The sequence below is a fragment of the Curtobacterium sp. ME-Dv--P-122a genome (genome assembly GCF_030209645.1).
Lineage (GTDB): Bacteria > Actinomycetota > Actinomycetes > Actinomycetales > Microbacteriaceae > Curtobacterium > Curtobacterium flaccumfaciens.
In genome coordinates this window covers 65,767-78,380 of sequence record NZ_JARVRO010000013.1, presented here as the reverse complement: position 1 = coordinate 78,380, position 12,614 = coordinate 65,767, and the positions used below count along the sequence as shown (strand labels likewise).

At 70.6% G+C, this 12,614-nt stretch carries 8 protein-coding genes; 3 read left to right on the top strand and 5 right to left on the bottom strand.

Annotation, left to right across the window (positions count from 1 at the left end; all coding sequences use genetic code 11):
• Nucleotides 1-42: 42 nt before the first annotated feature.
• Genes QRN49_RS13685 through pstC form a run of 4 tightly spaced genes read right to left on the bottom strand, consistent with a single transcriptional unit; the run spans nt 43 to nt 6,723 of the window.
• Nucleotides 43-2,646 (bottom strand): hypothetical protein, encoded by a 2,604-nt coding sequence (locus QRN49_RS13685; protein ID WP_284756413.1) that lies wholly within the window; start codon nt 2,644-2,646, stop codon nt 43-45.
• On the bottom strand, nt 2,643-4,376 hold the full coding sequence (pstS, locus tag QRN49_RS13680) for a phosphate ABC transporter substrate-binding protein PstS (RefSeq protein ID WP_284756412.1): 1,734 nt from the start codon (nt 4,374-4,376) through the stop codon (nt 2,643-2,645). The genes QRN49_RS13685 and pstS overlap by 4 nt, the downstream gene beginning before the upstream one ends.
• Nucleotides 4,373-5,737 carry a phosphate ABC transporter permease PstA gene (gene pstA, locus QRN49_RS13675; protein ID WP_284756411.1) on the bottom strand — a complete coding sequence of 455 codons (1,365 nt, stop codon included), beginning with the start codon at nt 5,735-5,737 and terminating at the stop codon, nt 4,373-4,375. The genes pstS and pstA overlap by 4 nt, the downstream gene beginning before the upstream one ends.
• 2 nt (nt 5,738-5,739) lie before the next feature.
• A complete protein-coding gene (gene pstC, locus QRN49_RS13670) occupies nt 5,740-6,723 on the bottom strand; it encodes a phosphate ABC transporter permease subunit PstC (protein WP_111039792.1) in 984 nt (327 codons plus the stop codon).
• A gap of 975 nt (nt 6,724-7,698) precedes the next feature.
• Here pstC and QRN49_RS13665 point away from each other — a divergent pair.
• The 3 genes from QRN49_RS13665 to QRN49_RS13655 are packed head-to-tail and all read left to right on the top strand — an operon-like array spanning nt 7,699 to nt 10,923.
• Nucleotides 7,699-9,165, top strand: coding sequence for a DUF6421 family protein (locus QRN49_RS13665; RefSeq protein ID WP_284756410.1), 1,467 nt, complete (start codon nt 7,699-7,701; stop codon nt 9,163-9,165).
• Nucleotides 9,162-9,845 carry an SDR family NAD(P)-dependent oxidoreductase gene (locus tag QRN49_RS13660; RefSeq protein WP_284756409.1) on the top strand — a complete coding sequence of 228 codons (684 nt, stop codon included), beginning with the start codon at nt 9,162-9,164 and terminating at the stop codon, nt 9,843-9,845. Before QRN49_RS13665 ends, QRN49_RS13660 begins: the two co-directional genes overlap by 4 nt.
• 4 nt (nt 9,846-9,849) lie before the next feature.
• Nucleotides 9,850-10,923 carry a threonine aldolase family protein gene (locus QRN49_RS13655; RefSeq protein WP_071245082.1) on the top strand — a complete coding sequence of 358 codons (1,074 nt, stop codon included), beginning with the start codon at nt 9,850-9,852 and terminating at the stop codon, nt 10,921-10,923.
• Nucleotides 10,924-10,987: 64 nt separating this feature from the next.
• On the opposite strand, the gene QRN49_RS13650 is transcribed toward QRN49_RS13655, so the two are convergent.
• On the bottom strand, nt 10,988-12,484 hold the full coding sequence (locus tag QRN49_RS13650; protein ID WP_284756408.1) for a CitMHS family transporter: 1,497 nt from the start codon (nt 12,482-12,484) through the stop codon (nt 10,988-10,990).
• Nucleotides 12,485-12,614: the final 130 nt, after the last annotated feature.

Genomic DNA, 12,614 nt, shown 5'->3' with positions numbered 1-12,614 from the left:
TTCGACGCTGCCCAGGTGGCAGCGGTCGTGGGTGGAACTCGGTCACACGTGGGCGGCGGCCAGCATCGCCAGCCTCCGGCCACGGCGGATCAGGAACGGCCCCACGCCGAGCGCCGGCAGGCCGGCTCCGAGCGCCGCGGCGAGACCCAGGCGGGTCGCCGCGAGCGGCTGGTCGTGGGTGCGTTGGGTGGGTCCGGACGCCTCGTCGACGTCGTTGGTCGACACGGGAGGCGCGGCGTCGGCCACCGGGTCGACGGTCGCGTCCGGCAGGGTGTCGGTTGACGTCCCCGGGTCGGTGACGGGATCGGTGACGGTCTCCGTCGTGTCGGTGGGCGGTGGGACCGCCCCGTCGGTGCCGGACGCCGTCGGCTCGGTCGGCGCCGACGCCGCCGGCGGCTTCGGGCACGCCGCGGCGACCGTCCGGGCGTCGGTCAGCCCGGCGGCGACCTGCCCGGCCGCTGCCCGCATGCTGCTCGACAGCGGGACGTAGCCGGCGGGGAGCTCGCCCTGCTTCTCCCCCGGTACCTGACCGGCACCGCTCGCGTACCGGATGAAGGTGGCGTAGTCCGAACGCTCCGCCGGGCTCGAGGCGCAGACGTTCACGGCCGCGTAGCTGAGCATGGCCAGCGGGTAGGCCGCCGCGTCACGGTTCGCGGGGTCGGCCACGACGACGCCCGGCACGGTTGACGGCCGCATGGTCGCGATGCCCTTCGTGATCGCCTCGGTGGTCGGAGCGACGGCCTCGCCGGCGGCGTTCACGAGCTTCGCGGTGGGGAGCGCGTACCGAGCGGCCGAGGCCGTGTCGGTGATCGACAGCAGGAACCGGCTCCCCGGCACCTGGGCGCCGAGCGAGGTGTAGCCCTTCGGCTGCCCGAACGGGTTCCAGGAGTCCTTCTGGTTGGGGTCCGCCTTGAGCGTCCGGTAGGCGCCCTCGTGCATGTCGTTCATGTACGGGCGCATGTCCAGGGTGCCGTAGCCGGTCTCGTCCGGGTCGCCGCCCTTCGCGATGGTCAGGTCGGCCTTCGGGAAGCTGTCGATCGTCGTGTCGGTCGCCAGTGACAGCGGGCGGTAGGCGGGGTTGATCCGCATCCCCCACTCGTCCGGGCGCCCGTCGAGGAACGCCGCCGCGACGGGGTCCGCCCGCAGCCACGCCCAGACCCGGGCGTTCGCGTTCGTGTCCCCGAGCGCGACCATCAGTCCGGCCGGGGCGGTGTCGCTCTTCGAGCCGACGAAGGTCGGGTTGAGCGCGAGGAACTCCGGGTCCGTCACGATGCTCGAGGCGTTCGCCGCCACGGTGGGGTCGCCCTTGCCACGGCCGGGCACGTCCGCCTGGTACGACTGCGTGAGCAACTTCGCGACGAGCCGTGCGTCGAGCGTGAGCTCCTGCGCCTGCAGCCCGTTCCGCGCCTTGGCGGGGGCGTCCGGGTACAGCCGGTAGTCGATCGAGAAGCCGATCACGATCGCCGACTGCGCCACGGGGGCGTACCGGATGGTCGTGTCCGGGGCGGTCGCGGGGTCGAGCGGGGTGTTCACCAGGGCGAGGCGCGATGCCCCACCGGTCGTCGAGACGATCTGGTGCTGTGCCTCCTCGTCGCCGATCTGCGAGTAGCCGTAGGTGGTGCCGAGTCCGCACAGTGCGGGCTGCCAGGCGGTGACCGCCTCGGTGGCAGGCTCCGAGCCGACCAGGCGCTGCTCCGCGTTGCCGATCGGGCAGGCCTGGGCCACTGACTGGAACCCGAGGGGGAACACGACACGGTTGCGCCAGGCCGATGCCGACAGGGGCGAGCCGGTGACACGACCGGCGGCGGTCGACCCCGCGGTGCCGCCGTCGAGGTTGTGGCTGCCGCGCGGCACGATCACGAGCCAGCAGTCCCGCGGCGTCGTCCTTCCGGCAGCCACCCGGTCCTGCCCGCAGCCGAGCTGCGGCGCCTCGAGCCCCGACTGGGTCTCGAAGGTGACCTGGCCGGTGCCGTCGCTCGCGGTGCGCGCGGCCGTGACCTCGTTCGTCGTCGTCGCGTCGAACTGCTTCGACAGCTCCGTCGTGCTCTTCGACAGGGTCCCGTCGACCGATCGGAAGGGCACGCGGTAGGCGCGGAGGAACGGGTTCTCGACGGGCGGATCGAGCAGCAGGTCTGGGTTCGCGTCCGGTCCGGTCAGGGTCGGGTCCTGCAGCGGGTCGTCCCCGTTCACCAGGTCGCGCTTGGCGGCACCGACGCCGGTCAGGGCCGCGATTGTCGACGACGGAGCGCCCCACTGGCACTGTTCGGGGGACGGTCCGGCCGCCTCGTCGCCCCAGCACTGCATGACCTGGACGTAGTCGGTGGCGTACTCACTCGGCGAGGTCGGCTTCGCACCGGTCCAGCTCACCGTGACGCCCTGGTCGGTGAGTTCGCGGGTCTGGCTGACCGTGAACGACATCTTCGAGAAGTCGGCCGCGTCGGGGTCGGGCGTGGTGGTCGATCCCCCCGGACCGAGGGCGGCCTGCGCGTCGACCCACGACTTCGTCACCGCGGACGAGGGCGTGGCCAACGGCGCGGTGGCCGACGCCGGGATCGTGGCGACGAGCAACGACCCGGCGATGGTCGAGGTGACGGCACCGAAGACGAGGGCCGCGGAACCGAGTCGGACGAGGTGCTGGTTCTTCACTTCTGGGTCCTCCGTCGGGACACGAGCACGCCGATCAGCGGGGGCAGCAGGACCACGCCCAGCAGTGCGGCCACGGCGCAGAGCATCAGGGTGCGGGTCGGCGTCCAACCGTCGGCCGCGTCGACCTCGACCGGCAGGGCGGCCACGTTCTGGCACACACCGCTGTCGGCGTCGCACTGCACGGGCGAGCCGTTGTTCAGTGCGGGCACCGCGCCGGTGCCACCGCTGCCGGTGCTGCCGCCGGAGAGCTCCGTCGACCCGCTCCCGGATCCCGAACCGGAGCCGCCCGAGCCGCCGGAACCGGAACCCCCGGACCCACCGCCCTTCGCACCGGTCCCCGAACCGCCCGAGCCCGAGCCCCCGGCCGCCCCGGTACCGCCACCGGAACCGCCCGCGCCACCACTGGACGCGCCACCGCTCTGGGTCGGGGTCGTGGTGCCCTTCGCCCCGCCGGTGCCCGTGTTGCACTGGGTCGCGCCGAGCTTGTCGCACGCGGGCGGCTGCGGCGCCTTGACGGCGAGGGTGTTCTTGCCGTCGGCGGAGAACGTCGGGTTGTTGCACTTCCGGATGTCGATCTTCTTCGCCTCGACACCGGGGATGCGTCGCACCTGGTCGAGTCCGGCCTGCACCAGGTTGATCGGCAGTGGCGAGTAGCCGAGCACCTCGGCCTGCTGCTGCCCCTCGCACAGGAAGTAGTAGTCGAACGCCCCGAGGGTCTTGCCCTTCGCCGGGGTCAGGCTCGCGTCGGTGGTCGTCGGCACCACCATGTAGGAGTACGACGACAGCGGGTAGGTGCGGGCGTCGGGGTTGTCGTAGACGCCGTCGAGGATCTGCGTCAGGTACGACGACGACCGCTTGTCCTGGTTGATCTTCGCGCCGAGCAGGCCCACCGCGACGTTCGAGGCGGTCGGTTCGACGTAGTAGCCTGCCTTGTTCAGCACCTTCGCCACCGGGTAGCCGGTCTTCAACGCGTAGGAGTACTCGACGTACGTGATCGTGCCGACGTTGGCCTTCTGGGCGACGTAGCCGGACACGCCCTGCGAGTTCGGCTGGGCGATGAACCCCTTGCCGGCGACCGTCGGGTAGTTCGACGTGATGCCGCACGGTAGCGGCCGGCCCGCCTGCTTGCAGTACGCGTTCCACTCGGACGGGTACTTCTTGCTCATCCAGGTGGTGAACTGCGCGGTCGACCCGGACCCGTCGGACCGGACGACCGGCACGACGCGGCGCTTCGGCAGGTCGAGCCCGGGGTTGTCGGCCTTGACCTTCGGGTCGTCCCAGCTCGTGATCTTGCCGGTGAAGATGCCCGCGAGCACCGGGCCGGACAGCCGCAGGTTGGTGATCTGCTTGCCACCGGCGCTGAGGTTGTACATGAACGACGTGCCACCGGCGACGATCGGCATGTACGCGTAGCCGACCGTCGGCGGGACGTCGGTGACCCCACCGTCCTTGATGCCGTACGGGATCTCGGAGACGGCGAAGTCGACCGTGCCCGCCTTGAACTGGTTGCGGCCGTCGGAGGACCCGGTGCTGGCGTACCGGACCTTCATCCCGTACTGCTGCACGTTCACGGCCCACTGCTGGATCGCGACGGAGCTCCACGACGAGCCGGCGCCCGAGATGGGCACGTAGGACTCGCCCGCGTCGGCCGCGGTGGCGGGGAGGATCGACAGGGCCAGTGCGGCGGCGGCCAGGACCGCGCCCATCAGGCGTGTTCTGCGGGGTCTCACGAGGGGTCCTTCTGGGAGGCGTCGGCGGGGAACGGGTGGACGTAGCGGCGGGCGTGCCGGCGGACGAATCGGCCGACGGGGCGCCAGACCGGTCCGGCGGCGGTGACACCGCGCAGGACCAGGCGCCCGAGCGCCCGGAAGCGGTCGTTGCGGCGCTCGCGGGTGGCGACGGTCTGCGACCCGATCACCCGGGCGATCACGAAGAGCACCAGCACGAGGAACATCAGGACCGCGGCCGCGCCGAAGCCTCGGGCGATCATGTTCGGTTCGGGCGACTTGACGAACTCGAAGATCGCCAGGGGCAGCGAGATCATCGGACCGCTCGTCGGGTCGAGGTTCAGGTCGGGCGCGAAGCCGGCGGTCAGCAGCACCGGGCTCGTCTCGCCGATGCCGCGCGCGGTGGCGAGGATGATCGCGGTCACCAGGCCGGAGCGGGACGTCGGCAGCACGACCCGCCACACCGTCTGCCATTGACCGGCACCGAGCCCGATCGACGCCTCCTTCAGCGTCGACGGCACCAGGCGGAGCACGACGTCGGCGGACCGGATCATGATCGGCAGCATCATCACGCTGATCGCCAGGGACGCCGCGAACCCGGACTTGTCGAAGCCGAGCCCGACGATGACGCTCGCGTAGATGAAGAGCCCCGCGACGATCGAGGGGAGCGCGGTCATCGCCTCGACGATGGTGCGGACGAACCGGGCGAAGGGTCCGGGCACCTCGGTCAGGAACAGCGCCGTGGTCACGCCGAGCGGCACCGTGATCACGAGCGCGATCGAGATCTGGATGAGCGACCCCGCGATGGCGTGCAGCACCCCGCCGGAGGTCATCGGGTCGAGCGGCCCGGTGAGCGCCATGTCCTGCGTGTAGAAGTTCCAGTGCGGCAGCGCCTTCGTGGCCCGGATCACGCTGAACGAGACGACGAACACCAGCGTGGCCACCACGACGAACGCCAGCGAGTGCACCGCGGCGGAGACGACCCGGTCACGGACCACGGCCGCGCTCTCGTTGGTGGCGACGAGGAGCGCGTAGAACACCAGGAACATCACGTAGGCGACGGCCGCGAAGGCGATCGGACCGGAGACCGGGGCGAGTTCGGTGAACACGATCGACGTGACCGAGACCGAGGCGACCGCGGCACCGACGACGCAGAGCACGTCGCTGATCCGGGTGCCGCTGAACCGGCGCTCCTCGGGCCCACGGGCCGGCTCGGACTCCCGCTCGAGCCGCGGCAGGACCGTGCCGGAGCCGGATCCCGAGGGCGTCGACACCGTCACCGGGCTGGCCGGGACGGGCGTCGACAGGGGGACGGTGGGCAGGGGTGACGTGACGCCCGACGGCGCCTGGGTGGTGTCGGTCATGGCTAGCTGCTCGCTCCCGAACGCGATCGGGCGACCACGGCGGACGCGGCGAAGTTGATGCACAGCGTCATCAGGAACAGCGTCAGACCCGCTGCCATGAGCGCCGACATGCCGAAGGGTGTCGCGTCGCCGTACCGCAGGGCGATCAGCGAGGAGACCGAGCTCGCCCCGGCCTGCAGGATGTGCGGCTGGATGACGAACACCGGCGAGATGATCATGTAGACGGCGATGGTCTCGCCCAGCGCCCGGCCCAGACCGAGCATCGTCCCGCCGATGATGCCGCCCCGGCCGAACGGCAGCACGACCGAGCGGATCATCCCCCACCGCGTCGACCCGAGCGCGAGCGCCCCCTCACGCTCACCGAGCGGGGCCTGCGAGAACACCTCGCGCATGATCGAGGTGACGATCGGCGTGATCATCAGCCCGACGACGATGCCCGCGATGAACGTCGAGGCCGTGTACGCGGTCGGCGACGCGAGCGGGTCGTCGAGGTCGACGCCCGACACCGAGAAGAGCGGGATCCAGCCGAACCACTGCGAGATCCACCGCGACACCGGCGTGATCTGCGACTGCAGGAAGAAGAAGCCCCAGAGCCCGTACACGACGCTCGGGATCGCGGCCATCAGGTCGACGAGCCCGATGAACGCCTTGCGGATCCGCAGGGGTGCGTACTCGGTGATGTACAGCGCGGTGCCGAGCGAGAGCGGCAGGGCGAACGCGATCGCGACGGCAGCGATCAGGACCGTGCCGACCAGCACGGCGGCGATGCCGAACCGGTGCGCGTCGGGGTCCCAGGCCTGCGTGGTGAGGAACCCGAACCCGGCGACGCGCAGGGCCTCGGCGGCCCGGACGGCCAGGAACAGCCCGACGAGCAACATGATCGCGAGGACGGTGACACCGCCGGCACGGGCGATGTTCCGGAACCTGACGTCCGATGGGTCCCGCACGACCGTGAGCAGGCGGGGCGAATCTGTGGACAACGGCATCCTTCGGAATCCGGGGCAGCAGGTCGGGTGCGCCGGGGGATGCTGCGCTCCCGTTCCGGCGGGCATCACATTGGCAGTCGCTCGACCAACGAAGGCCCCTCAGCCGGCGTCCAGGAAACGGCTCAGAAGTGAACAGACGGGTTTCCTGAGCGGATCGCAAGCTTCGTGTGGTCGCCACACCCTCCGTTCGGGGGCGGACGGAGCAGTCCGGGGTACAGCGATCGGGGCACAAGCCCGATGCGCCACAGAACCCCAGATCGGAAGGTGGTTCGTTCCCGGAACGAATATTTCCTCACACTCACGCGCTCCCCTCCCGGCACTGGGTGAACACCCAGGGGAACGATGCTCGAGCTTCCCCAGCCCCACGTATCAAATTTGTGGTTGTACATTTCAACGGAAACCGGCAGATTGTTGCCCGATCGGCGAGGAACGCCGACCAGGAGGGAAACCCAATGCGCCGGGCGCCGGCCTGCATCGTCCTCCTCGGGATCGTGTCGACAGCTGGCGCCTGGCTCTCGCTCGATCTGCTCTACGCGTGTTTGGCCGCGCTCGCGACGATCACGTACGCCGCCTTCGCTCCGAGCATCGTCGGGAGTACGCCGATCCACCCGGGGTCAGCACCAGACCCGGCACAGGTGCGAAGCTGGCGTGAGACCCATCCGGACTCGACGGTGAGCGAAGCGATCGATGCCGTCACCAAGCGTGAGCGCATCGACTCGGAGGCCCGTGGAGACAACAGCTCAGGGCGACCCGCCCGGCGCCGCTGACTCCGACCACGCTGACCGCCCACGCAGGACCGGCGACGGTTCCGTGCGCACAGCAGTCGGATCCCCGCGCGAGCACCACGACGACGCAGGATTCCACCACAGATGGGCAACTTTGCGTCCCCCGAACTTCCCTAGGCTCGAGACGATCCGGTAACGCGCACCACTCGTCCGCAGATCCGCGGCCGACCCCGATGACGGGAGGTTCGACATGTCCCAGTTCGCCCAGAAGATCTCGCAGGACGCCATCGTCGGAGAGCCCGAGGTCGTCGAGGACCACCTGTCCGTGCGTGAAGTCGCCGCCCACCCCGCCTGGCTCCGGCTCAAGCGTGCAGTCGTCGCCCTGCAGGCCCTGCAGACGCGGGACGGCTCCGTCCCCGAACCGTCCGACTACGCTGCTGCCGCCGGTCACGTCGCGGTGATCGTGCCGGCCGTCGCCGAGCTGGCGCCGCACTTCCCGCACGACGCCGCGTTCCTGCAGGTGCTGCAGCTCGACTTCGTACGCTGGCAGGAGCAGGGCTTCGGGGTCCCCGACTTCCTCGATTCCCTGACCGCGTTCCAGCCGCAGCAGCACCGCGTCGACGGACTCGGCCACCTGGTCGTGTTCCCGATGGTCACCCAGAACGGCAGCACCTCGCGGTTCGTCGAGGCGGTCCTGGTCGAGGTCATCTGGCCGGAGTTCATCGCCGAGCTCGAGGCCGGCGACCACGGCAACGCGTTGTTCGTCGCGCTGCGCTTCGTCGACTTCACCCCGGGCTACGACACGAACTCGGCGGTGCTGTTCCCCGAGACCGTATCGATGCGCTCGATCCCCGCCTTCACGTGGGGCGCGATCTTCCAGGACCGCGAGGCCGCCCGCTACCGCCGGGTCGTCCGTGCCGCCGCCGACGTCACCAAGCTCGAGCTGCCGGCCGAGGCCGCTGCGATGCTCGACGACCAGCAGTTGACCGAGCGGGTCTTCGTGATGTGGGACATCATCCACGACCGCTCGCACATGCGCGGGGACCTGCCCTTCGACCCGTTCATGATCAAGCAGCGGATGCCGTTCTTCCTCTACTCGCTCGAGGAGCTCCGCTGCGACCTGACCGCGTTCCGCGAGTCCGTGCGTCTGGAACGCGAGCTCTCCGCCGGACCCGACACGGGCCTCCAGGACGCGCAGCGCGCCATCCGCGACCACGCGCGCCTGGTGCAGTACGCGGTCGTCTTCGACCGCATCTTCCGCTTCGCGATCACCGGCAGTCGCGTCCGCAACTACGACGGACTCGGCGGCCAGCTGCTGTTCGCCTGGATGCACCAGCACGGCGTCCTGCACTGGACGGACACGCAGCTGACGATCGACTGGCCCGAGGTGCCGGACGTGATCATCGCCCTGAGCGACGATATCAACGAGCTCTACCGGCGCTCGATCGACCGGCCGAAGTCGGCGCACTGGCTCGCCGCGTACGAGATGCTGACCCGCACGCTCACGCCGCACCCGGCGTCGAAGTGGGCGCGTGGCCTGCCCGACGAGACGCTCGCCGGACCGCCGCGCGGCTACACCGACGCCGTGCTCGACGACGAGTTCCCGCTGTCGATGTTCTACGAGGCCCTCGACAAGAAGATGGCGACCGTCATCGCGTCCACGGCCGGCATCACCGGCACCACGGACGCCGAGCTCGTCGGCGAGGCCGCCGCGTGACCGACGGCTCGGTGGCCGGTCGCCTGGTGCTGATCGCCGGTGCGACCAGTGCCAGCGGCGCAGCCGTCGCGCGCGCACTCACCGCCGCCGGTGCGGCCGTCGTCGCGGTCGGCACCAGACCCGACGCCCTGGAGGCCCTGCGCGCGTCCGTCCCGGGCGTCACGACGCGCACGTGCGACCTGTCGGACCTCGGTGCGGTCACCGCGTTGGCCGACGACGTCCACGCGGGCGCCGGCCGCGTCGACGGGCTGGTCCACCTGGTCGGCGGGTGGCGCGGCGGCGGCAGCATCGTCGGCCAGTCCGACGCGGACTGGGACTTCTTCGACCGAGCCTTCCGGACCCTGCGGAACACGACCCGGGTCTTCCACGACGACCTGGTGGCGTCCTCGGCCGGACGGCTCGCGTTCGTGTCGTCCACCGCGGTCGACTCCCCCACCGCCGGCGCCGCGAACTACGCGGCGGCGAAGGCCGCGTCCGACGCCTGGGTCCGGGCCGTCGCGCAGGGGTTCCGGAAGGAGGCACCGGAGACCGCCGCGGCCGCCGTGTTCGTCGTCGGTGCACTGTCCGGCCTCGAGGAACGGCTCGGCGCCGAGGTCGTCCGGCTCTGGGACACCCCACCGGCCGACCTCAACGGTGCCCGCATCCCGCTCACGGCGCCTGATCCCTCGAACCTAGGATGAAGGCGTGACCCTCCGACTGCACGACCTGGACCTGCGGGGCTTCGCCTCGGACAACTACGCCGGCGTCCACCCCGAGATCCTCGCCGCCATCGCCGCGGCCAACGACGGCCACCAGATCGCCTACGGCGAGGACGTCTACACGGCACGTCTCAACGAGGTGATCCGCGAGCACTTCGGGTCGCAGGCCGAGGCGTTCCCGGTGTTCAACGGCACCGGCGCGAACGTCGTCGGGCTGCAGTCGATGCTGCCGAGGTGGGGAGCGGTCGTGTGCACCGCGACCGCGCACATCCACACCGACGAAGCCGGTGCGCCCGAGCGCGTCGCCGGCATCAAGCTCCTGCCGGTCGAGGCACCCGACGGCAAGCTGACGCCCGAGCTCATCGACCGCGAGGCCTGGGGCTGGGGCGACGAGCACCGCGCCCAGCCGCTCGTCGTGTCGATCACGCAGACCACCGAGCTCGGCACCGCCTACACGGTGGACGAGGTCCGGACGATCGCCGACCACGTCCACTCCCTCGGCATGAAGCTGCACATGGACGGCGCCCGCATCTCCAACGCCGCGGCGTCCCTCGGGGTGCCCCTGCGCGACTTCACCACCGACGCCGGTGTCGACGTACTGAGCTTCGGCGGGACGAAGAACGGCATGCTCTACGGCGAGGCGATCGTCGTGCTGAACCCCTCGGCGTCCGAGGGGTTGCACTACCTGCGCAAGATGAACATGCAGCTCTCGTCGAAGATGCGGTTCGTCTCCGCGCAGCTCATCGCCCTGCTCAGCGACGACCTGTACCTGCGCTCCGCCGGGCACGCCAACGCCATGGCCGCCCGACTGCGCGGTGCACTGGAGGCCGGTATCGCCGACGGCAGCATCCGGGGCGTCGGCTTCAGCCAGCAGACCCAGGCGAACGGCGTGTTCGCGACCCTGCCAGCCGGTGTGGCCGACCGGCTGCGGAAGCACTTCCGGTTCTACGACTGGGACGCCAGCCGCAACGAGGTGCGGTGGATGTGCGCGTACGACACCTCGGAGCAGGACATCGACGACTTCGTCGCGGCCCTGACGCGGGAGCTCGACGCCGCCTGAGCCGGCACCGTCCGGTCAGGCGCGCACCGGTCCGGCGCGCGCCGGGCCGGTACCGGCGGTCGGTTCACCCGAACGGGATGACCCGCACCACGATCGCCACCACGAGCATCGCCATCGCGACCACGGCGGCCCGCCACAGCACCTTCCGGTGGTGGTCGCCGAGGTTCACGTTGGCCAGCGACACCAGCAGCAGGATCGCGGGGACGAGCGGGCTCTGCATGTGCACCGGCTGCCCGACGACCGAGGCCCGCGCCATCTCGGCCGGCGTGATCCCGTACGCCGCGGCGCTCTCGGACAGCACCGGCAGGATCCCGAAGTAGAACGCGTCGTTGCTCATGAAGAACGTCAGCGGCATGCTCAGCACACCGGTGATGCCCGCCAGGTACGGGCCCATCGAGTCCGGGATCACCGCGACGAGCCAGTCGGCCATCGCCGCGACCATCCCGGTGCCGTCGAGCACCCCGATCAGCACCCCGGCGGCGAACACCATCGACACGACACCGACGATGCTCGGGGCGTGCGCCACGATCTGCGCGGTCTGCTGCTTGAGCTGCGGGAAGTTCACGAGCAGGGCGATCGCCGTGCCGATCATGAACACGAAGTGCAGCGGCAGCAGGCCCAGCACGAGCGCCACCATCACGGCGACGGTCAGCGCCAGGTTGAACCAGATCCGCTTCGGCCGCAGGGTCGGACGGTTCGGGTCGAGCATCGTCTCGGCCATGGTGCCGGTCCCCGTGCCGCCCTCGTCCCCCGAAGCCGCGCCGTCCACGCCCTCGCCGTCCGCACGTCGACCGTCGGCCTTCCCGCCGCGCAGTCCGAGCGCGACCGTGGGGCTCGTGAACATCCCGCCGCCGGTCCCACCGACCGCCGCGAGCACCCGTGAGCCGGCCCGAGCGTTCGCCCGTTCGGGCACCCGTGCGCCCCGCGAGGCCTCGGTGAACTCGATCAGCCCGAGGCGCTTCCGCTCCCGCAGGCCCATCGTCCACGCGAACGTGAAGCACAGCAGCAGCCCGACCACGAGCGACGGCACGAGGGGCACGAAGATGTCCGTCGGGTCGATCTTCAGCGCGGCGGCGGCACGGGCGGTGGGACCGCCCCACGGCACGATGTTGAGCGTGCCGTTCGTCAGACCCGCCACGCACGTCATCACGACCGGGCTCATGCCGAGCTTCAGGTAGATCGGCAGCATCGCCGCCGTGACCACGATGAACGTCGTCGAGCCGTCCCCGTCGAGCGACACCGCACCGGCCAGCAGAGCCGTCCCGAGCACGATCTTCGCCGGGTCGTTGCCGGTCACCCGCAGGATGAACCGGACGAGCGGGTCGAACAGGCCGACGTCGATCATCAGCCCGAAGTACATGATCGCGAACATCAGGAGCGCGGCCGTCGGTGCCAGCGTGCCGATCGCCTCGGTCACCATGTCGCCGAGTCCCAGACCCGCCCCCGCGAACAGTCCGAACACGGTCGGCACGATGATCAGCGCGAGCATGGGTGACATGCGCTTGGTCATGATCAGGACCATGAAGGTCAGGACCATCGCGTACCCGAGGATGACGAGCATCAGGACTCCTTCGTCCGTGTCTGGCAGTCCGGGCACGCTACGACCCGGCCTGGAGGCGCGGCGCGCTTCTGCACATTGGCGCACCATCGCGCGTTGACCGCTTTCTGCGCATTGTGCGCAGGCAGGTCGG